The organism is Pseudomonas putida (genome assembly GCF_002025705.1).
GTDB lineage: Bacteria > Pseudomonadota > Gammaproteobacteria > Pseudomonadales > Pseudomonadaceae > Aquipseudomonas > Aquipseudomonas putida_J.
Genome location: NZ_CP018846.1, coordinates 2,634,488 through 2,657,688 on the forward strand (window position 1 = coordinate 2,634,488; position 23,201 = coordinate 2,657,688).

General features: G+C 63.6%; 20 protein-coding genes and 1 pseudogene. 10 read left to right on the forward strand and 11 right to left on the reverse strand.

Features of this window, described 5'->3' with window-relative positions:
- Positions 1 to 89: 89 nt before the first annotated feature.
- The 7 genes from BUQ73_RS11850 to BUQ73_RS11880 form a co-directional block, all read right to left on the reverse strand.
- Positions 90 to 1,085 (reverse strand): aldo/keto reductase, encoded by a 996-nt coding sequence (locus tag BUQ73_RS11850; RefSeq protein ID WP_079228091.1) that lies wholly within the window; start codon positions 1,083 to 1,085, stop codon positions 90 to 92.
- Positions 1,086 to 1,184: 99 nt separating this feature from the next.
- Entirely contained in the window at positions 1,185 to 2,036 is an 852-nt protein-coding gene (locus BUQ73_RS11855; protein WP_079228092.1) for a LysR family transcriptional regulator, read from the reverse strand.
- Between the two features lie 64 nt (positions 2,037 to 2,100).
- A complete protein-coding gene (locus BUQ73_RS11860) occupies positions 2,101 to 3,162 on the reverse strand; it encodes a hypothetical protein (RefSeq protein WP_079228093.1) in 1,062 nt (353 codons plus the stop codon).
- A gap of 67 nt (positions 3,163 to 3,229) precedes the next feature.
- A complete protein-coding gene (locus BUQ73_RS11865; protein ID WP_079228094.1) occupies positions 3,230 to 4,342 on the reverse strand; it encodes an HBL/NHE enterotoxin family protein in 1,113 nt (370 codons plus the stop codon).
- A 44-nt stretch (positions 4,343 to 4,386) separates the two neighbouring features.
- Entirely contained in the window at positions 4,387 to 5,484 is a 1,098-nt protein-coding gene (locus BUQ73_RS11870) for a hypothetical protein (protein ID WP_079228095.1), read from the reverse strand.
- A gap of 15 nt (positions 5,485 to 5,499) precedes the next feature.
- Positions 5,500 to 5,901 carry a hypothetical protein gene (locus tag BUQ73_RS11875; protein WP_079228096.1) on the reverse strand — a complete coding sequence of 134 codons (402 nt, stop codon included), beginning with the start codon at positions 5,899 to 5,901 and terminating at the stop codon, positions 5,500 to 5,502.
- 33 nt (positions 5,902 to 5,934) lie between these two features.
- Positions 5,935 to 6,327, reverse strand: a complete 393-nt coding sequence (locus BUQ73_RS11880) for a hypothetical protein (RefSeq protein ID WP_079228097.1) — start codon at positions 6,325 to 6,327, stop codon at positions 5,935 to 5,937.
- 224 nt (positions 6,328 to 6,551) lie between these two features.
- Between BUQ73_RS11880 and BUQ73_RS11885 the strand changes: the two are divergent.
- The 9 genes and pseudogenes from BUQ73_RS11885 to BUQ73_RS11925 form a co-directional block, all read left to right on the forward strand.
- Positions 6,552 to 6,707 (forward strand): annotated as a pseudogene (locus BUQ73_RS11885) (helix-turn-helix domain-containing protein); the annotation flags it as partial.
- Between the two features lie 362 nt (positions 6,708 to 7,069).
- Positions 7,070 to 7,804 (forward strand): gluconate 2-dehydrogenase subunit 3 family protein, encoded by a 735-nt coding sequence (locus BUQ73_RS11890; RefSeq protein ID WP_079228098.1) that lies wholly within the window; start codon positions 7,070 to 7,072, stop codon positions 7,802 to 7,804.
- Positions 7,805 to 7,807: 3 nt separating this feature from the next.
- Complete coding sequence (locus tag BUQ73_RS11895) at positions 7,808 to 9,592, forward strand: GMC family oxidoreductase (RefSeq protein WP_079228099.1); 1,785 nt, start codon at positions 7,808 to 7,810, stop codon at positions 9,590 to 9,592.
- An 11-nt stretch (positions 9,593 to 9,603) separates the two neighbouring features.
- On the forward strand, positions 9,604 to 10,842 hold the full coding sequence (locus tag BUQ73_RS11900) for a cytochrome c (RefSeq protein WP_079228100.1): 1,239 nt from the start codon (positions 9,604 to 9,606) through the stop codon (positions 10,840 to 10,842).
- A 213-nt stretch (positions 10,843 to 11,055) separates the two neighbouring features.
- Positions 11,056 to 12,078: a LacI family DNA-binding transcriptional regulator gene (locus tag BUQ73_RS11905; protein WP_079228101.1), complete on the forward strand. Its 1,023-nt coding sequence runs from the start codon at positions 11,056 to 11,058 to the stop codon at positions 12,076 to 12,078.
- Between the two features lie 70 nt (positions 12,079 to 12,148).
- Complete coding sequence (locus tag BUQ73_RS11910) at positions 12,149 to 12,934, forward strand: sugar phosphate isomerase/epimerase family protein (protein WP_079228102.1); 786 nt, start codon at positions 12,149 to 12,151, stop codon at positions 12,932 to 12,934.
- Positions 12,927 to 13,877 (forward strand): sugar kinase, encoded by a 951-nt coding sequence (locus BUQ73_RS11915; RefSeq protein WP_079228103.1) that lies wholly within the window; start codon positions 12,927 to 12,929, stop codon positions 13,875 to 13,877. The genes BUQ73_RS11910 and BUQ73_RS11915 overlap by 8 nt, the downstream gene beginning before the upstream one ends.
- A 63-nt stretch (positions 13,878 to 13,940) precedes the next feature.
- Positions 13,941 to 15,233, forward strand: coding sequence for an MFS transporter (locus BUQ73_RS11920; RefSeq protein WP_079228104.1), 1,293 nt, complete (start codon positions 13,941 to 13,943; stop codon positions 15,231 to 15,233).
- 9 nt (positions 15,234 to 15,242) lie between these two features.
- Positions 15,243 to 16,208 (forward strand): 2-hydroxyacid dehydrogenase, encoded by a 966-nt coding sequence (locus BUQ73_RS11925; protein WP_079228105.1) that lies wholly within the window; start codon positions 15,243 to 15,245, stop codon positions 16,206 to 16,208.
- 54 nt (positions 16,209 to 16,262) lie between these two features.
- Here the strand turns inward: BUQ73_RS11925 and cprA are convergent, their stop codons facing one another.
- Positions 16,263 to 17,411 carry a cationic peptide resistance protein CprA gene (gene cprA / locus BUQ73_RS11930; RefSeq protein ID WP_079228106.1) on the reverse strand — a complete coding sequence of 383 codons (1,149 nt, stop codon included), beginning with the start codon at positions 17,409 to 17,411 and terminating at the stop codon, positions 16,263 to 16,265.
- A gap of 610 nt (positions 17,412 to 18,021) precedes the next feature.
- On the opposite strand from cprA, the gene BUQ73_RS11935 reads away from it, so the two are divergent.
- Positions 18,022 to 18,957 carry an IS110 family transposase gene (locus tag BUQ73_RS11935; protein ID WP_079228107.1) on the forward strand — a complete coding sequence of 312 codons (936 nt, stop codon included), beginning with the start codon at positions 18,022 to 18,024 and terminating at the stop codon, positions 18,955 to 18,957.
- Positions 18,958 to 19,083: 126 nt separating this feature from the next.
- Here BUQ73_RS11935 and BUQ73_RS11940 read toward each other — a convergent pair whose 3' ends face one another.
- The 3 genes from BUQ73_RS11940 to BUQ73_RS11950 form a co-directional block, all read right to left on the reverse strand.
- Positions 19,084 to 20,700: a BCCT family transporter gene (locus BUQ73_RS11940; RefSeq protein ID WP_079228108.1), complete on the reverse strand. Its 1,617-nt coding sequence runs from the start codon at positions 20,698 to 20,700 to the stop codon at positions 19,084 to 19,086.
- Positions 20,701 to 20,794: 94 nt separating this feature from the next.
- Positions 20,795 to 21,931 (reverse strand): hybrid-cluster NAD(P)-dependent oxidoreductase, encoded by a 1,137-nt coding sequence (locus BUQ73_RS11945; RefSeq protein ID WP_079228109.1) that lies wholly within the window; start codon positions 21,929 to 21,931, stop codon positions 20,795 to 20,797.
- A 4-nt stretch (positions 21,932 to 21,935) separates the two neighbouring features.
- Complete coding sequence (locus BUQ73_RS11950) at positions 21,936 to 23,192, reverse strand: aromatic ring-hydroxylating oxygenase subunit alpha (RefSeq protein WP_079228110.1); 1,257 nt, start codon at positions 23,190 to 23,192, stop codon at positions 21,936 to 21,938.
- Between the last annotated feature and the right edge of the window lie 9 nt (positions 23,193 to 23,201).

Genomic DNA, 23,201 nt, shown 5'->3' on the forward strand with positions numbered 1-23,201 from the left:
GTAAACCCGCTCCCAAAGGATCACCACAGGGCTGAAGATGATGCGGTCTCTGTGGGAGCGGGTTCACCCGCGAAGAGGCCAGTGCAGGCTTACTTGAAGCCCGTAACGGCATGCGGCACATAGGGTGCTTCCAGCCGGGCGGTTTCCTCATCGCTCAGCTGGAACGCCAACGCGGCAATCGCATCATCCAGCTGCGCCACCTTCGAGGCGCCGACAATCGGTGCCGAAACCCCACGCTTGCCCAGCACCCAGGCCAGCGCCACCTGGGCCATCGGCACACCGCGCTCGCCAGCGATCTGCTCGACCACGTCAATCACCCGGCCGTCTTCCACTTCGGTGTTGGCGTAAAACGACTGCCCGGAAATATCGGTACGTGTGCGTTCGGTCTGCTGCCCATGAGGGCGGGTCAGGCGGCCGCGGGCCATCGGGCTCCAGGGCATCAGGCCGACGCCCTGGTCGAGGCACAGCGGGATCATCTCGCGCTCTTCTTCGCGGTAGATCAGGTTGAGGTAGTTCTGCATCGACACGAAGCGGCTCCAGCCGTTGCTTGCCGCCACCTGCTGGGCCTTGGCGAACTGCCAGGCATACATCGACGACGCGCCGATGTAACGCGCCTTGCCGGCCTTGACCACATCGTGCAGGGCTTCCATGGTCTCTTCGATGGGCGTGTGGTAGTCCCAGCGGTGGATCTGGTACAGGTCGACATAGTCCGTACCCAAGCGGGCCAGGCTGGCGTCGATGTTGGCCATGATCGCCTTGCGTGACAGGCCCTGCTCGTTGGGGCGGGTGCTGCCTTCCCACATGTTGGCGGGGAAGAACACCTTGGTGGCGATCACCGTTTCCTCACGGCGGGTGAACTCCTTCAGCAGCTTGCCGAGGATGAGCTCCGAGGTGCCGGCCGAATAGCTGTTGGCAGTATCGAAGAAATTGATGCCTTGCTCCACGGCACGCCGGATGATCGGGCGGCTGTCGGCTTCGCCCAAGGTCCATGGGTGGGTGCCGGCATCGGGTTCGCCGAAGGTCATGCAGCCCAGGCACAGTTTGGAGATGTCCAGCCCGGTGTTGCCCAGTTTGACGTATTGCATCCGCTGCTCCTCATTGATCGGTTGTGCGATGCAGGGAAGCTTAGCGGTGATGGCTGCCTGCGAAAATCCCGAATCGGCGCAGGCGCAATCCGCAAAAATTCACAAGCGCAGCAGTGGCTTGACCTGTTGCTGCAGGAAGTCGGTAACGGCTTTGATGCGCGGCGTGTTGCGCACATCCTCGTGTACCGCCAGCCAGATCTCGATGCTCATGGTCTGTTCGTCCTTGCCGGCGACCTCCAGGCCATGCTCCTGCGCCATGAATGCCGGCAGGCAGGCGATGCCGACCCCGCCAGCGGCCGCCTGGGCCTGGATGCGCAGGTCGTTGCTCTGCAACACGAAGGGCGGGTTGCCGGTCTGGCTGAGCAGCCACTGCTGCTGCGGCGACTTGGCCTGGGATTCGTCGTAGCCGATGTAGCGCGGCGCGCCGGCACTGCGCAGGTAGGCGGGCGCGGCGTACAGCCGGTAGTCCAAGTAACCCAGCAGGCTGGCGACCAGGGTCGGCTCGGTGGGCCTGGCCAGGGTGATGCTGATATCGGCTTCGCGGCGCGTCAGCGAGGCCCGCGACTTGCTGCCGACCAGTTTCAGGCGCAGCTGCGGGTAGCGCTGCAACAGCGTACCCAGGCGCCGGGCAATGATGCTGCCGAGCAAAGCGGGCGGGGCGGCCAGCACCACTTCGCCTTCCACCTGCTGCTGCCCGGCATTGGCGAAGTGCTCCAGGGCGAACGACGACTGGCTCATCTGTTCGGCGTATTCACCTACCCGGCGGCCTTGGTCGGTCAGCGCGTAGGCCCTGGGGCGGCGGTCGACCAGCTTGAGGTTCAGGGCAGCCTCCAGCGCAGCGATGCGCCGGGCCACAGTGGCGTGGTCGACCCCCAGCAGCTTGGCCGCTGCCGACAGCGACCCGGTACGGGTAAAGGCGCAGAAATGGCGCAGATCTTCCCAATCGAACATGGCGGGCCTCGGGTGTGGACGGCCATCATACGGCGTCCGGCCCGCTGCCGCGACCGCAGGGCAATCACTGGCCGATGGCGACTCGCTTCGGTACTGGGGCGTTGTTGGCCTGCATCGATTCGACGAAGTCATTGATCGTGCGCCAACTGTTGCAGGCCGCATCGAACCACACCCTGGCGACGATGGCCTGCTGTGCATCGCGCGCCTTGGCGACGGCGCTTGTGGCATTGCCCAGCTCACCTGCAAGCACCGTCCAGCTGACTTTCAATGCATCGAGCGCGGTGTCGATGGCGTCGATGTCATTGATCGCCAATGACAGGCTCAGGGTCAGGCCGTTCAGCGTGGCGACTTGTTGCTGGTCGGCGGACAAGGCCTGTTGGTCGGCGCTGATGGTGCCTTGGTACTGGCTGATGGTGGACTGCAGCGCATCGATCTTTTCTTGCGCCTGGGCCAGGGTGGCCACGCCGATGCCGGCCAGGACCAGTGACAGCCCCGCAGTGAATGGGGTCAGCAGCACGCCGAAGACAGTTTCGACGAAGCCCTGGGTTTTCTGCGCCCGGGCTTTTGCGATGGCGTCACGGTCGGCCTGCACTTGCTGCTGCAATTGCTGGATCTGCTGGTTGATGGTGCCGATCTGTTGCTGGATATCGGCTTCCTGCGCCTGGATCTGGGCGATGCTGGTGTTCATCCTGGCGTAGGGCTCACCGAGCTGCTGTTCGAAGGCCGCGAGCCTGGCGCTGTAACCCGCGATGGCCGCCAGCATGCCCTGGACAGGGGCCTGCAGCGCCTCGAGCTGGTTGACGATGCGCGCTTGTACGGCGCTGTCGTACTCGCCTTGGAGCTGCTCGAACAATGCATCGATGCTCGCTTGCGCGGCCAGGAAGGTTTTGCCGCAGGCGTCGACCTGCGCCAGGATCTCGCTCTGGAAATAGCGGTAGCCGTTCTGTCGCCAGCCGACCACGAGGTCCTGGGCCTGGCCCAGTTGCTCATCGAGCTGTGGGTACCAGGGCGAAGACGAAGGCGCGATCGACACCTCGATCAAGGCTTGGCATGAAGCATTGAGCAGCAGCATCGAGCCGATCGAATCGCTGATCTGCTGATTGGTTTGCGCGGCATCGAAACCCATGGGCAACGTCCTTCAAAGAGAGGTGGGCGGCCGGGGCACAGGGGCCCCGGCTGGCAGGCGGGTACTGTCAAGCCGACATCGGCAGGGTCTTGGCCTCGACTTCGATCTTGGCGTTGACCAGGTTGTTGGCGGTGTCGATGGCCGTGCTCCACTCGTTCTGCGCGCCTTGGGTGAAGACCTTCTGCACGATCGTCGAGATCGCCTGGTCGGCCAGGTTCAGCTTGTCCACTACCCCTTGCAATTCACCCTGGAAGGTCCCCCACTGGGTTTGCAACTTGGACAGGCTCTGGGTCGCCAGCTCGATGCTGGACACGGCGTTCTTCGACGCCATCTCCAGACCCTTCAGGGCAATCAGCTGACGTTGGTCGTCGGCCTTTTCCTTCTGGTCCTTGGCGATCTGGTCGAATTGCTCATTGATCTTGTGTTGCATCACGCCCCAGGTCACGGCACCACCAATGATGCCGGCGGCGCCGATGCCGCCGCCGATCAGCAGGCTGGCACCGCCGGTCTCCGGCGCCAGCGCAATACCCACCACCAGCGCGAAGATACCGATGCCGATGGCGGCGGCCGAAGCGGCGATGGCCTTGTTCTCTGCGTCGATCTCGTTGTGCAGGCTGGTGATGGCGTTGTTCATCTTGTCGATGTCGCCCTGCAAATCGATCTCGGCCGCCTGGATGGTGCTTGAGCCTGTGGAGAGCTTGTCGTGGGCCGCCTGCATCTGTGTGCCCCACTGGGTCAGTGAGGCGCTGACGCTGGTCATCTGCTTGATGACGTCCTGGATCGGCGGCAGCAATGTCTGCTCGATGATCTCGCGGATCTCCACCACCGAGGGATTGCTGGCGCCTTGAGCGGTCGGGTTGCTGTTGGCGATCTGGATGATCGCGTCACTGGCCGCGGTGAACGTGCTGCCAAAATTGATCACTTGCAAGGGGATCGTCTTGGAAACCTCGGTGCCGAGCTGGTTGACCCATTGCCCGGCGAGCGCCTGGGCGGCCTGCAGGTCACCATTGAGGCTGTCGAACCAGTCCGGCTTGGGGCTCGGCGCAACGAACACGGTGTTGAGCACGGCGTGGCTGGCAAAGGTGATCAGTTGCGAGGCGTTGTAGGAAACGCCGGTGTTACCGAAGATGTTGTCCGGGGCGGGGGCCAGGTCGGTAGCTTCCTTGATGGCGATATTCATCATGAATCTCCTCGGTTGGTTGGGTGTGTGTGACAGGTGTTCTTTCACGCCCGTGCCAATGATGGGAATGTTGGCCTGATCTGAGCCTTGCCGATGTCGATCGTTACCGGCGCGCCGACTGTGAAGTCAGTCTTTGACAAGTGCGCCACAAAGGTATCGATCGTTTGCCAGGCCGCCAGGGCCGTGGGCAGCGTAGCCAGGCCGAGGTAGGCGTCAGGGCTGGCACCGGCCCTGAGTGCGGCAACGGCATCCTGGAGTTTGCTCTGCTGGTTGGCCCACAGGTCGACCAGCAGGGGCAGTGCATCGCGCAGGCCCAGGTACTGCGCTTGGATGCTGTACAGCGTTTGCAGCGTCGATTTGGTCAGGGCCAGGCCCAGAGCCTCGCCGGAGAGCTGCAACTTCAGCGCATTGATCTTGTTCATCTGGCTGATCAGCTGCTGGTCATCTTCGATCAAGGTGTAGAAGCTCTTGCCGATGCTCAGCACGGCCACCACCAGGCCCAGCACCGGCACCGTCGCTGCTGCCCCGGCTGCGCCGGCGCTGTACAGCATCGATACGGCAGACTGGGCAATGCCGGTGTCAGAGCCAATGGCGTCGCTGGTGATCTTGCTGCCCAGGGCCTGCACGGCACTTACCAGCTCACCGAGCTCCTCGGTCAGCGCGAGCATCTGCTGCTCCTCGCTGGCCAAGGCGTTCCAGCCGGCCTCGATGGACGCGTCCATTTGCGGCAGCACACTGTTGAACGCCTGCATCATCCCCTGCAGTTCCCTTTCAGCGGCCTGGGTCGTGGCCAGGCTCTTGGCCACCTGGGGCAGCAAGGTCTGGGTGAGCAGTTCGATCCACATGTCAGCGTCGTTGGCCTGGGGTTTGGCCAGCCCCGCGAATGCGCTGAACACGGCGGAGTAGTTCTGGAAGGCCAGGATCACCGGGGCCCAGACCTGCGCACGGTCCAGCTGCCAGACGTCAGCGGCGGCATCCAGGCGCTTGAACTCCACGGCCACGGGCGGCAACCAGTCGGGTTCGTCTGGAATGGGCACGATCTGGATGCTCTGGCAGCTGAGCGCAAAGTTGTCGATGCCGACGATATCGGCGTAGGCATCGGTGAGTCTGGCGATGGCATCATTCGGGTCGGGAGCAAGCATGGCGGCGGCCCTCGCTCATTGGCTGACGTTGAGGAAGGGGTCGAAGTTCATGGCTTTGCCATCGAACGACAAGGTGACGCTGTACTGGTATTTGGCCTTGGCACCCTGGCTTTCGACTCGCCCGGCCCATACCACCTCACCGGTGGCCAGGGTGGACTGCTTGGGCTGGCAGATGCCCTTTTCGATGATCTGCCCGGTGAACTCGACGATTTCGACGTCATCGCCCGGGTTGACCGAGGCCACTGACCAGATGACCACCTGTCCGTCGGAACAGGTGGTGACCAGTTCGGTCTGGCCTTCGTTGTAAGAGCCAAAGAACTTGTTGGTATCGATCAGGTACACATTGGAGCTCAGGTCGTTGGCAGCCAGTGCGCCTTCGACATCGACGACGATCAGCACGTTGATTTGCTTGGCCATGGTGGTGCTTCCTGCTTGGGGTGGATGAAGCGTTCAGACGACTTTCAGGTAGCTGGCGAACGTCAGAGTGCTGCCGCTCATCGACAGGGTGACGTTGTAGGGGAAACTGGCGTAGCGGCCTTGGCTTTGCACGCGGGCGTTCCACACGCCATCACCAGCGAAGGGATCGGGGGAGGGGATGCAGGCCTTCTGCTCGACCATCTGGCCGGAAAAGGCCTTGATAGCCACCTGGCTGGCGGCGTCGACAGCGACCACCGACCAGGTCAGCAACTGGCCGTCCTGGCACACGGTGTTCAAGGGGCTTTGCCCTTCTTGCCAGGAGCCGAGGTACTGGTTGGTGTCGACCAGGTAGACATTGCCTTGCAGGGAGCCGGCGGCGAGCGCGCCGATCACATCCACTGCAATCAGGATATCGATGCGGTTCAAGGTCCTTCTCCCTGTGTGACGAATGCGCGGCGAGCCTGCCGACGGGGTAAGTCACATGGCCATCATGGCCGGAACGTTTTAGGTGTAGATGAGGGCCTGGATGATGGCAAGGTACGGCCGGATGAGTGGTTGAGCCTGCTTGTGGCGGCGCAGGGGAAGCCGACGACTGGTGTTAGGACGGCGGCCACTTCCAGCCTGGGAACCGCCATGCAGCCCTCGATCACCTGTCGTTGCACCTGTTCATCGTGGTCTGCGAAGCCGGCACCATCGCCCGTGCCGGTGAGCGGGCGTTCATGGCGCCGTCGGCCGTCAGCAAACGGATTTCGGATATCGAAGCGCGCTTTGGCGCGGCGTTGCTCAAGCGCAGCAAGCGCGGCGTCCGATCCAATTTTACCGATGCGGCGGATGAGAACCGGGTCATCGTTGGGTACTCCTTCGAATTCTTATGAGTCTGGAGCGTTCGGGGTAGGAGCGGCCTTGCCGGGGCGCCGGACCGGTCGGAAAGGGCTGCGCAGCAGCCCCAGGATTTTCGGCGCCATCCGGAAAATCGCCGGGGCCGCTTTGCGGCCCTTTCGCGACGCAAGGCCGCTCCTACGGGGGGAGTGTCAAGGCGCAGGATGTCGCAGGCTTTGAAACCGGTTTCAAAAGATTTCCAAACCAGCTAGATTACGCGGCTTTTCCGGCCCGGCCGGACACCAGATGGCGCAACCCAAGGCCGCCCCAATGCTGATGAGGACTCGAAATGCCTGAGCATGCCCCCGACAACCCGCGCCGGGACTTCCTGCGCAAGACCTTGACCCTGATCCCGGTGGTCACCGTGGCCAGTACCGGCCTTGGTGCCAGCCAGTTGCTGGCCGATCCCGTGCGCGAGCCCAAGGTGCCGGCCACACCCCCGGCCGGCAACTATCAGCCAACCTTCTTCACTGCCGAAGAGTGGGCGTTCCTGCAAGCGGCCGTGTCGCGCATCATCCCCGCCGACGAGCTCGGCCCCGGTGCGCTGGAAGCTGGCGCCGCCGAATTCATCGACCGCCAGATGAACACCCCTTACGCCACCGGCGCCCAGTGGTACATGCAGGGTCCGTTCAAGGCCGATGCCGCACCAGAGCTCGGCTACCAGCTGCAACTCAGCCCGCAACAGATCTACCGCTTAGGGATAGCCGCCACGGAGGCCTGGTGCAAGAACGCCAGCGGTAAAACGTTTGCCGAGCAAGATAGCGCTACCCGAGACAAGATTCTCGGCAAGATCGAAGCCGGTGAGATCGTTTTCGAGCAGGTGCCAGCCAAGGTCTTCTTCAGCCTGCTGGTGCAGAACACCCGCGAGGGCTTTTTCTGCGACCCGATGCACGGTGGCAACAAAGGCATGGTCGGCTGGACGCAGATCGGCTTCCCGGGTGCCCGGGCAGACTTCATGGACTGGGTCGAGCGCAACGCGCCTTACCCTTTCCCGGCAGTATCGATTCGTGGCGAGAGGGCGTAAGGCATGGCCAATGCAATGAAAAAGGCTGACGTGGTCATCGTCGGCTTCGGCTGGGCCGGTGCGATCATGGCCAAGGAACTCACCGAAGCCGGGCTGCAGGTGGTGGCGCTGGAGCGCGGGCCGATGCAGGACACCTACCCGGACGGCAGTTACCCGCAGGTGATCGACGAGCTGACCTACAGCGTGCGCAAGAAGCTGTTCGTCGATGTGTCTAAAGAAACCGTCACCATCCGCCACAGCGTCAACGATGTTGCGTTGCCCAACCGCCAGCTCGGCGCCTTCCTGCCGGGCAAGGGCGTCGGCGGCGCGGGCCTGCACTGGTCGGGCGTGCACTTTCGGGTCGACCCGATAGAGCTGCGCATGCGCAGCCACTACGAGGAACGCTACGGCAAGCGCTTCATCCCCGAAGACATGACCATCCAGGACTTCGGCGTCAGCTACGAGGAACTCGAGCCGCATTTCGACTTCGCCGAAAAGGTCTTCGGCACCTCGGGCCAGGCCTGGACCGTCAACGGCAAACGGGTTGGCGAAGGCAAGGGCGGCAACCCCTACGCGCCTGACCGTTCGAGCCCGTTCCCGCTGGAGTCGCAGAAGAACGTGGTGTCGGCCAAGCTGTTCGAAAAGGCTGCGGCCAGCCTCGGCTACAAACCTTACAACCTGCCGTCGGCCAACACCTCCGGGCCGTACACCAACCCGTACGGCGCGCAAATGGGCCCATGCAACTTCTGCGGTTTCTGCAGCGGCTACGTCTGCTACATGTACTCCAAGGCCTCGCCGAACGTGAACATCCTGCCGGCACTGCGCCAGGTGCCGAACTTCGAGCTGCGCGCCAACGCCCACGTGCTGCGGGTGAACCTTGACGACAGCAAGCGCAAGGCCACCGGCGTGACCTACATCGACGCCCAGGGCCGCGAGGTGGAGCAGCCGGCGGACATCGTCATCCTCGCCGCCTTCCAGTTCAACAACGTGCGCCTGATGTTGCTTTCCGGCATCGGCAAGCCTTACGACCCGGTCAAGAACGAAGGCGTGGTCGGGCGCAACTTCGCCTATCAGAACATGGGCACGGTCAAGGCGTTCTTCGACAAGGACACCTACACCAACAACTTCATCGGTGCCGGTGGCAACGGCGTGGCCATCGACGACTTCAACGCCGACAACTTCGACCATGGGCCCCATGGCTTCGTCGGTGGTTCGCCGATGTGGGTCAACCAGGCCGGCAGCCGGCCGATCGCCGGTGTCGCCAACCCGCCGGGCACCCCGGCCTGGGGCAGCGCCTGGAAGAAGGCCACCGCCGACTACTACACCCACCAGGTGTCGATGGACGCCCACGGCGCGCACCAGTCGTACCGCGGCAACTACCTCGACCTCGACCCGACCTACCGCGATGCCTACGGCCAGCCGCTGCTACGCATGACCTTCGACTGGCAGGAGAACGACATCAAGATGAACCAGTTCATGGTCGACAAGTTGAGCAAGATCGCCCAGGCGATGAACCCCAAGTCCATCGCCATTCTCGGCAAGAAGGTCAAGGAGCACTTCAACACCGCCAGCTATCAGACTACCCACCTCAACGGTGGCGCGATCATGGGCAACGACCCTACAACCTCCGCCCTGAACCGCTACCTGCAGAGCTGGGACGTGCACAACGTGTTCGTCCCCGGTGCTTCGGCGTTCCCCCAGGGCCTGGGCTACAACCCCACTGGCCTGGTAGCCGCGCTGACCTACTGGTCGGCCCGGGCGATCCGCGAGCAGTACCTGAAAAACCCCGGCCCGCTGGTTCAGGCTTGAGGAGCGATGACATGAAGAACCTGTTGATCGCAACCCTGCTGCTGGGCGCCACCGCAGCCGCCCAGGCCGACGACGCCCTGGTGAAGAAAGGCGAATACCTGGCCCGCGCGGGTGACTGCGTGGCCTGCCATACCGCCAAGGGCGGCAAACCCTTTGCCGGTGGGCTGCCGATGCAGACCCCGATCGGCACGGTGTACTCCACCAACATCACCCCGCACGCCAGCGGCATCGGCCAGTACAGCTTCGCCGACTTCGACCAGGCCGTACGCAAAGGCATCGCCAGGGACGGCAGCACCTTGTACCCGGCCATGCCGTACCCATCCTATGCGCGGGTCAGCGACGACGACATGCAGGCGCTGTATGCGTACTTCATGCAAGGCGTCGAGCCGGTGGCGCAGCCCAACAAGCCGACCGATATCCCCTGGCCGTTGAGCATGCGCTGGCCGCTGTCGATCTGGCGCGGGCTGTTCGCCCCCGAGGTGCAAGCCTGGCAGGCGCCAGCCGGTGCAGACCCGGTGGTCAGCCGTGGCGCCTACCTGGTCGAAGGCCTGGGCCACTGTGGCGCCTGCCACACCCCGCGCGCCCTGACCATGCAGGAAAAGGCCCTGAGCCCGGCAGATGGCCAGCAGTTCCTGGCTGGCAGTGCGCCGCTGGAAGGCTGGATCGCCAAGAACCTGCGTGGCGACTACAAGGACGGCCTGGGCAGCTGGAGCGAGGCACAACTGGTGCAGTTTCTCAAGACCGGGCGCAGTGACCGCAGTGCAGTGTTCGGCGGCATGAGCGATGTGGTGGAGCACAGCATGCAGCACATGAGCGACGCCGACCTGACCGCCATCGCCCGTTACCTGAAGACCCTGCCGCCGAGCGATCCTAACGACAGGCCGCATGTCTACGACAAGCAGGTAGCCGATGCCTTGTGGCAAGGCGACGACAGCAAGCCGGGGGCGTCGGTGTACATCGACAACTGCGCGGCCTGCCACCGCACCGATGGCCATGGCTACACCCGGGTGTTCCCGGCACTGGCGGGCAACCCGGTGGTGCAGACGGCGGATGCCACCTCGCTGATCCATGTGGTGTTGGCGGGCGGCACGGTGCCGGCGACCCATGCGGCACCGTCGAACTTCACCATGCCGGCGTTCGCCTGGCGCTTGAGCGACCAGGAAGTGGCGGATGTGGTCAATTTCATTCGCACCAGCTGGGGTAACCAGGGCAGTGCGGTGAGCGCCAGTGATGTGAAAACACTCCGGTAACTGCAACCCCTTTTTCTGTAGGAGCGGCCTTGTGTCGCGAAAGGGTCGCGAAGCAGCCCCAGGATATCGGCGATAAAGCAACTATCTTCGGGGCCGCTTCGCGACCCTTTCGCGACACAAGGCCGCTCCTACAGTTGACGAGCGCATCGACTTCTGCTGTATTGAAACCGGTTTCATTCGCCGTCACCCGACAACAATCACAAGGGACCCGCAATGACCGATTCACCCCCCTATGCCCGCGAGCGGGTGACCATCAGCGAAGTGGCGCGTGTGGCCGGTGTGTCCAAGGCCACGGTCTCGCGCTACATCGGCGGCGATCGCCAGCTGCTGGCCGAAGCCACCGCCAAGCGCCTGGAAGAGGTCATCGAGCGCCTGGGCTACCGGCCCAACCAGATGGCCCGCGGCCTCAAGCGTGGCCAGACGCGTCTGATCGGCATGCTCGTGGCCGACATTCTCAACCCCTATTCAGTGGCCGTGATGCATGGCGTGGAAACCGCCTGCCGCCAGCACGGCTACAGCCTGGTGGTATGCAACACCAACCGTGACGACGAACAGGAGCGCCACCACCTGACGGCCCTGCAGTCCTACAACGTCGAAGGGCTGATCGTGAACACCCTCGGCCGCCACCCCGGCGAACTGCTTAACCTGCAGCGCGACATCCCCATGGTGCTGGTCGACCGGCAACTGCCAGAGCTCAAGGTCGACCTGGTTGGCCTGGACAACGCCGATGCCATCGAGCAGGCACTGGACCACCTGCAGGCGCGGGGCTACCGCGACATCCTTGCGGTCACCGAACCGCTGGATGGCACCAGTTCGCGGCTTGAGCGGGTGCAGGCCTTTACCGCATCGATCAGCAACCGCAACGGCATGCGCCAGCAGTTGCTGGAAGTCGACGCCGGTTTGCAGGCCAAGCTGGGTGCCTTCCTAGCCAGCAAGGGCCACGGCCCGCAGGCGATCTTCACCTTCAACGGCGTAGCCACCCTGGCGGTTACCCGTGTGCTGCACGATTCGGGCTGCAGGCTGTTCAGCGACGTGGGCCTGATCGCCCTCGACGAACTGGACTGGTACCCCTTGGTCGGCAGCGGTATCACCGCACTGGCCCAGCCCACCGAGCGCATTGGCGTGGCAGCCTTCGAGTGCCTGCTCGAACGCTTGCGCGGCAGCAACGACGCGCCTCGACGCATCGATTTCAAGGCAACACTGATCACCCGAGGTTCTACCCAAGCTCACCCATGACCAGCGGGCAGCAGCGCTACCCGCATTGCTGCAAGTAAAAAATGAAACCGGTTTCATAAGGACAATAACAATGCACGCGAACCCCGTTTCCATCAGCCTCTCCAGCTACGGCGCCAGCCTTGTGCGGCAACGTGGCCAGTTGAGTTTTGTCGAACTGCTGGCGGCTGCCGGCGTCAGCCGGATCGAACTGCGCGAAGAGTTGTTCGACGAAGCGCCGGACACTACAGCGCTCTCGGCAGCGATCGCAGCGTCAGGGCTGGAGTGCCTGTATTCCTCGCCGCTCGAACTGTGGACGGCACAAGGCCAGCCGGACCCACGCCTGCCCGCAAAGCTGGCACTGGCGAGGGCATTGGGCGCCGTGGCGCTCAAGGTTTCACTTGGGCATTACCATGAGCAATGCGATGTAGGTGCCCTGCAGGCGCTGCTGCACGAGGGTGACCCTGTGTTGCTGGTGGAGAATGACCAGACCCCACAAGGCGGGCGCATCGAACCGCTGCTGCGTTTCTTCCAGCATGCGCAGGGCTGGCCCCTGCCGCTGGGCATGACCTTCGATATCGGCAACTGGCAATGGCAGGGTGAGTCCGCGTTGCAGGCCGCTCGCCAGCTTGGCCGCTGGGTGCGCTACGTGCACTGCAAGGCCGTGCAGCAAAGCGCAGATGGCCGCCTGCACGCGGTGCCGCCGAAGGCTGCCGACCTGCTGGCCTGGGAGGCGCTGTTCGACGAATTCAGCCCGGGCCTGGTGCGTGCGGTCGAGTACCCGTTGGTCAGCGATGACCTGTTGGCGCTGACCCGCGCCCAGGTACACAACCTGGCCAGGCTGGGCTTGGGCTTGAGCGAGGAGGTGAGCCATGCCTGAACATGACGTGCTGTGCTTTGGTGAAACCATGGCCATGTTCGTCGCCGAGCAGGCGGGCGACCTTGCCGGCGTCGGCGCCTTCACCAAGCGCATTGCCGGTGCCGACAGCAACGTTGCCATCGGCCTGGCCCGGCTGGGCTTTGCCGTGCGTTGGCTGAGCCGGGTCGGCGATGATTCGTTGGGGCGTTTCGTGCTCGCCAGCCTGCGCCAGGAAGGCTTGGACTGCAGCCGCGTCGAGGTCGATGGCAGCCGGCCGACCGGCTTCCAGCTGAAGGGCCGCTGCGACGACGGCAGCGACCCGGCCGTGGAGTATTTCCGCGCCGATTCCGCCGCCAGCCGCCTTTCCACCGCGCTGCTCGACCCGGCGTTGCTGAGGGCCCGCCACCTGCATGCCACGGGCATTCCGCCGGCACTCTCGGCCAGCTGCCGGGCACTGTCCCATGCGCTGATCGACGGCATGCGTGCGGCCGGGCGCAGTGTTTCCTTCGACCCCAACCTGCGCCCGTCGCTTTGGCCCGACCGCGCGACCATGATCCGCGAAATCAACGCCCTGGCCGTGAAAGCCAACTGGGTACTGCCTGGCCTGGAAGAGGGCCGTTTGCTCACCGGCCAGCACACGCCCGCTGACATCGCTGCGTTCTACCTCGACCAGGGCGTGGAGCAGGTGGTGATCAAGCTTGGCGATGCGGGGGCCTACTACCGCACAAGCCGTGACTGCGGGCAGGTCGCCCCAGTCGCGGTGGCCAAGGTGGTGGACACCGTGGGCGCCGGCGATGCCTTCGCCGTCGGTGTGGTCAGTGCGCTGCTCGAAGGCCGCCCATTGGCCGACGCGGTGGCGCGCGGCAACTGGTGCGGCAGCCGCGCCGTGCAATCACGTGGCGACATGGAAGGCCTGCCACACCGCCATGAGCTGCAAGCGCACGAACTGCGCAGAAGTGCCTGAACCGCTGAACGCCGGCTTGCCGGCCCTGTTGCGACAAAAACAACAAGCTCAGGAGAACGTTTCATGCAACCGACTCGCCTCGCACCACGCCGTTGGTGGTACATCATCCCGATCGTCTTCATCACTTACAGCCTGGCCTACCTGGACCGCGCCAACTACGGCTTTGCGGCTGCCTCGGGCATGGCCGACGACCTGAAGATCACGCCCGTGCTGTCCTCGCTGCTGGGGGCGCTGTTCTTCCTTGGCTATTTCTTCTTCCAGGTACCCGGCGCGATCTACGCGCAAAAACGCAGCGTGAAGAAACTGATTTTCGTCAGCCTGATCCTCTGGGGCGGCCTGGCGACCCTGACCGGGATGATCAGCAACGTCTACCTGCTGATCGGCATGCGCTTCCTGCTCGGCGTGGTGGAAGCAGCGGTGATGCCGGCCATGCTGGTGTACCTGTGCCACTGGTTCACCCGCGCCGAGCGCTCACGTGCCAATACCTTCCTGATGCTCGGCAACCCAGTGACCATCCTGTGGATGTCGGTGGTGTCGGGCTACCTGATCAAGCACTTCGACTGGCGCTGGATGTTCATCATCGAGGGCCTGCCGGCGGTGCTCTGGGCCTTCATCTGGTGGCGCCTGGTGGATGACCGGCCTGCCCAGGTGAAGTGGTTGAGCGAACCGGAAAAGGCCAGCCTTGAGCAGGCACTGGCCGCCGAGCAACAAGGCATCAAACCGGTGAAGAACTACCGCGAGGCGTTTCGTTCACCCCAGGTGATCGTGCTGTCGCTGCAGTACTTCTGCTGGAGCATCGGTGTGTATGGTTTTGTGCTGTGGCTGCCGTCGATCCTCAAGCAGGCGGCCAATGTCGATATCGTCGCGGCCGGCTGGCTGGCCTCGGTGCCGTACATGGCGGCGGTGCTGGGCATGATCGGTGTGTCCTGGGCGTCGGACCGGCTGCAGAAGCGCAAGCGTTTCGTCTGGCCACCGTTGTTGATCGCTGCCGTGGCGTTCTATGGCTCTTACGCGCTGGGTACCGAGCATTTCTGGCTGTCCTACGCGCTGCTGGTGGTTGCCGGTGCGTGCATGTATGCCCCCTATGGGCCGTTTTTCGCCATCGTGCCGGAGATCCTGCCGAGCAACGTTGCCGGCGGGGCCATGGCGCTGATCAACAGCATGGGCGCGCTGGGCTCGTTCGGTGGCTCGTGGCTGGTGGGCTACCTCAATGGCGCCACCGGCGGCCCGGGCGCCTCTTACCTGTTCATGTCGGGTGCGCTGCTGACCGCCGTCGCGCTCACCGCCGTATTGAACACTTCACACACCTCCGGCCGGGCCAAGCGCGGCGGCCCACGGCTGGCCATGAGCCAATAGGAAACTGCCATGAAGAAACGCATCGTCTTGTACAAACGCCTGTCCGACGCCTTGCTGGCAAAGCTGCAGGAACAGGTGGAAGTGACCTGGGTGGACACCAGCGCCGCAGACGGCCTGGCGCGCCTGCGCGATGCCTTGCCGGGGGCGCATGGCCTGTTGGGCGCCAGTTTGCGCCTGGACAGCGACCTGCTCGACCTGGCACCGCAGCTGGAGGTGATTTCCAGCGTGTCGGTGGGGGTCGACAATTACGACATCGCCGACCTGACACGGCGCGGGGTGCAGCTGACCAACACCCCTGACGTGCTCACCGAGACCACCGCCGATACCGGCTTTGCACTGATCCTGGCCACCGCGCGGCGGGTGGTCGAACTGGCCGGCTGGGTACGCGAAGGGAAGTGGCAAGCAAGCCTTGGGCCGGCGCACTTCGGCACCGATGTGCATGGCAAGACCCTGGGTATCGTCGGCATGGGGCGCATTGGTGAAGCATTGGCGCGACGCGGCGCTGGCGGCTTCGGCATGCGCGTGCTGTACCACAGCTCGCGGGCCAGGCCCGAAGTGGACGAGCGTTACGCGGCACGTTACTGCAGCTTGGATACGCTGCTGGCCGAGGCGGATTACCTGTGCCTGACGGTGCCGCTCAGTGCCAGCACCGAGGGCCTGATCGGCGCGCGCGAGCTGGCGCTGATGAAGCCCGAGGCGATCCTGGTGAACATTGCCCGTGGGCGGGTGGTGGATGAGACCGCGTTGATCGAGGCGCTGCAGCAAAAGCGGATTCGCGGGGCAGGGCTGGATGTGTTCGTGCAGGAGCCACTGGCTGCCGATTCGCCGTTGTTGCAGCTCGACAATGTGGTGGCGACGCCGCACATCGGCTCTGCGACCCATGAAACGCGGGAGGCCATGGCGCGGTGTGCGGTGGACAATCTGTTGAGTGCCTTGGCGGGCCAGCGCCCGCCGAATCTGGTCAATGGCAGGTGATCCAGTGTGGTCAACGCTTTTCTGTGGGAGCGTGTCAAACTTTGAAGTAGTGGCTTACTTGAAATCCCACTGCATCTGGGTAGCGATACTCACCCCACTGGATGACTTCACGCATACATCCAGGTAATCAGTGAACCGCGGTGGCATGGCGATGCCTTCTTCAAGCAGGCGGCTGTTGTCGAATAGGTAGTTGAGGTCGGCAAAGCCGCTGTACAGGCGCAGGGCGCGCAGTACCAGGCGTGGGTTGGCCGGGCCGATGCGTGCCTCGAAGTCCTGCGCAAGGCTTTTCAGGTCATCGACATCGACCTTGCGGTAGCGCTCGCCGACCGGCTGCGCGCCATTGGCATGGGCGAACGCCTGGTCGATCTCACCGAAGGTGCAGGCCGCCTGGTGGCCGGCGGAAATATGGTAAAGGTTGTGCCCCAGGTGTGGCTTGAGCGTGAGGCCGATCAGCGCTTCGGCGCAGTAGTCGACCGGGATCACGTCGATCTGCTCGTCCAGCTCGCAGGTGAAGCTCTCCAGCGCGAAGCCCATGCGGAACACCCAGAAGATGCTGGCCGAGGCCTGGCAACCGAGGGTGCGGTGGCCGACCACGATGGACGGGCGCGCCACCACCAGCGGCAGTTGCGGCAGCTGCTCGCTCATGCGCCGTTCGATCTCGGCCTTTGACGCGGTGTAGTCGACCAACTGCTGTTCGGCAGCCGGGAATTCCCACGATTCGCTGATCGGCGACTCGCGCTGCGGGCCGCAGCTCATCGCCGTGCCCACGTGCAGGAAACGCTTCAGACGCGTCGAGCGGCTCATTACCTCGGCGAAGGCATAGGTGCCCTCGACATTGACCGGCCAGATGTTCGGGTTCTTCGAGAACGAGGCCACTGCCGCGCAGTTGATCACCCGGTCGATCTGCATCAGCCGCGGTGTGGCCTCGGCCAACCAGCCGGTATCGAGGAAGTCGCCGCAAATGATCTGCTCGGCGCGCAGGGCCAGGCAGTCACGCTCGGCTACGCCGTGTTGGCGCAGGTTGTCGCGCAGGCGCTCCAGGCCTTGCTCGCGGCTGTCGGCACGGACCAGGAAACACAAGTTGGCGCTGCGGCCATTGGCAATCAATTGGGCCGTTACCGAACCACCAAGAAAGCCGGTGGCACCGGTCAGCAGCATATGTTCGTGAAGGTCGAAGTTAATATGTGGGGCAGGCGCGTTCATAAACTTCCTCTGAAAAGTTTATTGGCTGATATCGAGGTTTAAGCTCGTGCCAAGGGCGCGCAGTGACTGCCTTTCAGCTCGGAGCGAGGCGATTGTCAGGGCGTTGGGAGGGAAGTTGCAATTAACGAAATGCGGGTTTCATGTGAAACAAAAGTTAATGAAAGTTCTGGCCTTGATTAATTAAATGATGCGCGATGCAATATTGCCACGGTTATTGTTGTAATCAGGTTAGGCGAATGTGAAAAATGCCTTCAGCCACGACACTTGACCGTTGTGGGAGCGGCCTTGCCGGGGCGCCGGACCGGTCGGAAAGGGCTGCATGGCGGCCCCAGCAATTCATGCAGTGCAACCAGAGTCCGGGGGCCGCTGTGCGGCCCTTTTCGCGACACAAGGCCGCTTGTGTCTTGGCGAGGGAATAGAATCTGAAGTGAGAGCGGTGAATGGCAAGCTGATAGCCCGAGGTGCCTTGAGCACGTGTGGGAGCAAAAGCTGCCATTCACCGTTCCACTTTGGCGAGAGCCCGAACAGTTGGATGAGGGCCGTAATCTCGAATCACAAGCGTGGGCCAAGCCAAAGCGCTCTCACTCCTTGAGTTTAAGAGGGTTTGGCCATGTCTTCCTCTGTCGGCATCGATGTTTCCAGTGCCACACTTGCCGTTCACATCCGCCCTGAGGGTGTGAACTTCAGTGTTTCCAATGACTTGAAAGGATTTCAACTGCTCGTCGAAAAGCTTGGCGGGTATGCAGTTTCAATGGTTTTGCTCGAAGCTACCGGTGGTTACGAGTGCAATGTCCTCAAAGCGCTGCAGGATGCCGACTTTCCGGTTTGCCGGATCAATCCCAGTCGTGCCCGGGACTTTGCCAAGTCGATGGGTAAACGCGCCAAGACCGATCCCATTGACGCCGCTGTTTTGGCTCACCTGGCTGAAGTGATGCCCCCACGGCCTTGCCAGGTGATGACACCTGAGCGAGCTTTGCTGCGCGAACTGCTTATGCAGCGGGATCGCTTCGTCCAACAGCGCGACGATGACAAGCGGCGTCTGAAGCAGGCGCGGGCTATCAGTGTTTGTTTGCGGTTGGAACAACACATTGCCTATCTGAAGGGTGAAATTCGAGCGCTGGAACAGGAGATCGCACAGCAGGCAGCAGCTTTGCCTGATGATCGTGTCAAACAGCTCACGCAAGTCAAAGGAATTGGTCTGATTACTGCCGGAAAGCTGATGGCCTTGCTGCCAGAGCTGGGCCAGGTGGATAAGAAGGAAATTGCCGCCTTGGTCGGTGTTGCGCCATTCAACCAGGACAGCGGCAAGCAGTCGGGCAAGCGTTCAATCTGGGGTGGGCGCTCACAAGTCAGGCGGGCGCTCTATATGGCCTGTTGGGTGGTGATCCGGCATAACAAAGACTTCAGCGAGCGTTACAACGCGCTGCGAGCGCAGGGGAAATGCGCGAAGGTAGCAGTGGTGGCGTGCATGCGGGTATTGATAGTGCGGCTGAACGCGATGCTCAAGACTGGAGCGCCCTGGCAGGAACAGGTAGTTCACTCATAGGATCCAGCCTTGCTGGCGATGCCTGACAGAGTCGGGCTCGGGGCGCTACGCGCCCCATCGCTGGCAAGGCCAGCTTCCACAAGAAGACAGTTGCTCCCACAAAGAAGCGGCCCGTGAGCAGGCAGATCAGGTGGTCAGTTCGCTGGCCAAGGGTTTTGGCGCGATAGCAGCGCTGAACACCTGCTCATTGCTGCGCAAGCTGCGCACCAGGCTGTACCCGGTCAGCAGCATGTAGAGGGCAATCGGCAAGCCGACCACGATGCTGGCCATCTGAATTGCCAGCAAGCCACCGGCAATCACCAGGCTGGCTGCGATCGCGCCTTCCAGCACGCACCACAGCACGCGTATCCAGTTGGGTGGGTCGATGCTGCCCAGCGAGTTGAGCATGCACAGCACCTGGGTACCGGCATCGGCTGCGGTCACGAAGTGCACCGCCAGCAGCAGGCAGATGATCACGCTCAGCACCGCGCCCAATGTCGGGCCGCCGAGGCGGTCAAGCAGGGTGAACATCGCCGTGGTGGTTTCCTTGCGCGTGGCTTCCAGAATCGGCCCGCCCTGGAAGGCGCCGGCAGCGGTCTGTTCGGCGACCGGCAGCTTCTCGTAGGCGTGGCGCACCTGCTGTTCGTCCTTGAGTGCAGTGCCGCCGAACACGGCCATCCACAGGATGGTCACCACGGTCGGTACCAGCAGCGCGCCGACTACCAGCTCGCGAATGGTCCGGCCGCGGGAAATACGCGCGATGAACAGGCCCACGAACGGCCCCCAGGTCATCCACCACGGCCAGTAGAAGGCGGTCCAGCTCTTCTGCCAGGCGCTGTCGGCCTGGGCATCGGTCCAGAAGCTCATGCCGATGATGTTCTGCGCGTAATCGCCGGCCGACTCGAACAGCAGGTTCATGATGTAATTGGTCGGGCCCAGTGCCAGCACCACCAGCATCAGCCCCAGGGAAATCCACATGTTCAGGGTCGACAGGCGCTTCATGCCCTTGGACACCCCGGCCACCAGCGAGATCGAGGCGATCACCGTGACCACGGCGATGATGCTCAGCTTGAACGACAGGCTGACCGGGGTGCCGAACACCTGGTGCATGCCCATGTTGATCTGCTCGACACCCAGCCCGAGCGACTGCGAAACCCCGAACGCAGTCACGGCGCCGCCGATGATGTCGACAGCATGGCCGATGGGTCCGTAGATGCGGTTGCCGATCAGCGGATAGAGGATCGAGCGCAGCGCCAGCGGCAGGCCTTCACGGTAGGCGAAGTAGGCCAGACCCAGGCCGATCACGGTGAAGATCGCCCACGGGTGCAGGCCCCAGTGCAGCAGGGTGATGCGCATGGCCATCGACGCGGCCTGGTCGGTAAGGCCCGGGGTGAATGGGTTGCTGGCATAGTGCAGGACGGGTTCGGCGACCGACCAGAAGATCAGCCCCACGCCCATGCCGGCACTGAACAGCATGGCGATCCAGGCGGCGAAGCTGAACTCCGGTTTTTCGTCCGGGCGGCCGAGCTTGAGTGTGCCGTGGCGGCTGAAGGCGATATACACCAGCACCCCGAGGATGCCGCTGACCAGCGCCAGGTAGAACCATTTGAGGTGGTCGAGAATGGCGTCGGAGGCGCCCTTGAACACCCCCGCGGCCTGGTCGCCGTGGGCGGCACAAAGCACCACGAACGCCACGACAATGGAGAGGGACCCTACCGTCACAATAGGGTTGAGGCCTTTGAAAAGGCCTTGTTTTGCACGCATCGGCTCTATCCTTTTTATTGTTGCAGGCGGGCGCTCGAGCGGCCCGCCTGGCTGCGTCGCTGGTGTTGCACTGTTGTTGCTGGGGGCTAGCGGGTCAGAGGTCGATCACCAGGTCCGAAGTGGGGCGGCTGCAGCACAGCAGGCGCAGGCCTTTGTCGATCTCGCGCTGGCGGATGCCGCCGTTGTGGTTCATGGCGACGCTGCCTTCGAGCACGGCGGTCTTGCAGGTGCCGCACACGCCCTGGCTGCAGGAGGAGGGCACCACCGCACCGGCCTTCTTGGCGGCGGCCAGTACGGTCTGGTCGGCGCCCATGGTGAAGGTCTTGCCGGAGCGGGCCAGGCGCACGGTGAAGGTATCCAGGGCCTGGCCGGGCGTCGTGGGTTCGGGCTCAGGTTGCACATCGGCGCTGATGTCGAAGCTTTCCTGGTGATAGCGCGCCAGGTCGAAGCCTGCGCCGGCCAGCAGGCCCTGGGCGGCATCCATGTAGCCTTTGGGCCCGCAGGTGAACACGGCGCGCTCCATGAAGTCGGGGATCTGCTGCTGCAGCACTTCGAGCGACAGGCGCCCGAGCGGCCCGGCCCAGTCCGGCTCGTCACCCAGGCTTTCACAGAAGAACAGCGTGCGCAGGCGCGGCATGCTGCGCGCCAGGCGCGCCAGTTCGTCGCGGAAGATGATGTCCTTGGGGGTGCGCGCACTGTGCACGAAGACGATGTCCAGGTCTGCGTGAAGGTCACCGGCGGCGCGGGTCATGGCCATCAGCGGGGTGATGCCGGAGCCTGCGGACAGGTACAGCAGCTTGCGCGCAGGGCCGGCCACCGGGGTGAAGATGCCCGCCGGGCCGGAGGCTGCGAGGGCATCGCCCGGCTGCAGGTTGTCGTGCAGCCAGTTGGACACCACGCCGCCCGGCACCCGCTTGACCGTGATCGAGAAGGTGAACGGCCGGGTCGGCGTGGACGACAAGGTGTAGCAGCGCGACACGCTGTTGCCGTCGATCAGCGGCGACACGGTGAGGAACTGCCCGGGCTCGTAGGCCAGGGCGTGGTAGCTCGGGCTGTGGAATGTGAAGGTCTTGACGTCGTGGGTTTCGTTGACGACGCTCAGGCACTCGATGCGCTGGCTTTCGCCGCTGGGCCATGGCGCACCATGGGCGGCCCAGTGGTCGGCGTCGGCGAAGCGCTGGTCGGCGCGCAGGCTGGCAACGTTCGTGGCAATGTTCTGCAGCATGCTCATGGCCTCACACTCCGTGCGCGGCAAGGCGCGAGGTGTACCAGCGGGCGAACTGGTCGACGTAGGGCTCGGTGAAGGTGGAGTAGGGGCCCGGGACAAAAGCCGGGTCCTGGGTGCCACTGTGGGTGATGGCGACCAGCGCGGCGTCCTGTTGGGTGGTGGCGACCCAGACTTCGGTCAGGCGCTGCAGGTCGTAGTCGACCCCTTCCACGGCGTCGCGGTGCACCAGCCACTTGGTACGCACCAGGGTGCGGTCCGGCGACAGCGGGATGATCCAGCTGATCATGGCGTGGTCGCTCATCACGTGGGCCCAGGCGTTGTTGCCCCACAGGTGGGTGTCACCGAGGTCGCGGCGGGTCAGGTTGCCCAGCAGCTTGCTGCAGGCCACCTTGGTGTCCAGGGTCTGCGATTCGCCGCTGCCGGCAATGATCATGCGCTGGGTGCGGAACTGCGTGGGCGAGCTGTCCTGCAGGTGCTCGACGGTTTCATACAGCAGGCCGTCGCTGGCCCAATTGGCCTCGATGCCGGCCTTGCGCACCTGGTAGGCGTCGTACGAGGCGCGGGCTTCATCGCTCATTTCTTCAAGGCTGACGCCGAGGTCTTCGGACTGGTACGAGACGATCAGCTCCGGGTGGGTGCCGGCGCAGTGGTAGCACTCACGGTTGTTTTCCATCACCAGCTTCCAGTTGCCGTTCTCGATGTAGTCGAGTTCGTAGGCGATGCGGGTGTTGGTCAGGTCGAAGGGGGCGAAGCGCGGGCCCATGACTTCTTCGAGGTCGCTGATGTCTTCCGGCGGGGTGTCGGCCAGGCAGATCAGCACGTGGCTGCCGATCACCTTGCAATGCACCGGGATCAGGCTGCGGCACTTGGGGTCGAAGGCCTTGCCCATGTGGCTGGCGTGCTTGAGGCTGCCGTCCAGGTCGTAGGTCCATTGGTGGTAGGGGCAGACCAGCATGCCGACGGTGGACTTGCCCGGCTCTTTAAGGCGGGCACCGCGGTGGCGGCAGACGTTGCGGTAGGCGCGGATCTGTTCGTCATCGTCACGCAGGATCAGCACCGAGGCCTTCCCGATGTCCACGGTGAAGACATCGCCCGGCTCGTCGACATCCGCAGTAACGGCCACCTGGATCCAGTGCTTGTTAAAGAAGATGTCCATATCCGTTTCAAAGATATCCTGGCGACTGTACAACTCGCCATTCATGCCAAAACCGGGTTGACGTGATTCAATAAGTTCGCGATGGGATTTGATCGTCGGGCGGCTCATAGTTGACCT

Bases quoted from the DNA above. Each gene is read 5' to 3' on its own strand.
- BUQ73_RS11850 (WP_079228091.1), bottom strand. From the start codon at position 1,085: ATGCAATACGTCAAACTGGGCAACACCGGGCTGGACATCTCCAAACTG.
- BUQ73_RS11855 (WP_079228092.1), bottom strand. From the start codon at position 2,036: ATGTTCGATTGGGAAGATCTGCGCCATTTCTGCGCCTTTACCCGTACC.
- BUQ73_RS11860 (WP_079228093.1), bottom strand. From the start codon at position 3,162: ATGGGTTTCGATGCCGCGCAAACCAATCAGCAGATCAGCGATTCGATC.
- BUQ73_RS11865 (WP_079228094.1), bottom strand. From the start codon at position 4,342: ATGAATATCGCCATCAAGGAAGCTACCGACCTGGCCCCCGCCCCGGAC.
- BUQ73_RS11870 (WP_079228095.1), bottom strand. From the start codon at position 5,484: ATGCTTGCTCCCGACCCGAATGATGCCATCGCCAGACTCACCGATGCC.
- BUQ73_RS11875 (WP_079228096.1), bottom strand. From the start codon at position 5,901: ATGGCCAAGCAAATCAACGTGCTGATCGTCGTCGATGTCGAAGGCGCA.
- BUQ73_RS11890 (WP_079228098.1), top strand. From the start codon at position 7,070: ATGCCTGAGCATGCCCCCGACAACCCGCGCCGGGACTTCCTGCGCAAG.
- BUQ73_RS11895 (WP_079228099.1), top strand. From the start codon at position 7,808: ATGGCCAATGCAATGAAAAAGGCTGACGTGGTCATCGTCGGCTTCGGC.
- BUQ73_RS11900 (WP_079228100.1), top strand. From the start codon at position 9,604: ATGAAGAACCTGTTGATCGCAACCCTGCTGCTGGGCGCCACCGCAGCC.
- BUQ73_RS11905 (WP_079228101.1), top strand. From the start codon at position 11,056: ATGACCGATTCACCCCCCTATGCCCGCGAGCGGGTGACCATCAGCGAA.
- BUQ73_RS11910 (WP_079228102.1), top strand. From the start codon at position 12,149: ATGCACGCGAACCCCGTTTCCATCAGCCTCTCCAGCTACGGCGCCAGC.
- BUQ73_RS11915 (WP_079228103.1), top strand. From the start codon at position 12,927: ATGCCTGAACATGACGTGCTGTGCTTTGGTGAAACCATGGCCATGTTC.
- BUQ73_RS11920 (WP_079228104.1), top strand. From the start codon at position 13,941: ATGCAACCGACTCGCCTCGCACCACGCCGTTGGTGGTACATCATCCCG.
- BUQ73_RS11925 (WP_079228105.1), top strand. From the start codon at position 15,243: ATGAAGAAACGCATCGTCTTGTACAAACGCCTGTCCGACGCCTTGCTG.
- cprA (WP_079228106.1), bottom strand. From the start codon at position 17,411: ATGAACGCGCCTGCCCCACATATTAACTTCGACCTTCACGAACATATG.
- BUQ73_RS11935 (WP_079228107.1), top strand. From the start codon at position 18,022: ATGTCTTCCTCTGTCGGCATCGATGTTTCCAGTGCCACACTTGCCGTT.
- BUQ73_RS11940 (WP_079228108.1), bottom strand. From the start codon at position 20,700: ATGCGTGCAAAACAAGGCCTTTTCAAAGGCCTCAACCCTATTGTGACG.
- BUQ73_RS11945 (WP_079228109.1), bottom strand. From the start codon at position 21,931: ATGAGCATGCTGCAGAACATTGCCACGAACGTTGCCAGCCTGCGCGCC.
- BUQ73_RS11950 (WP_079228110.1), bottom strand. From the start codon at position 23,192: ATGAGCCGCCCGACGATCAAATCCCATCGCGAACTTATTGAATCACGT.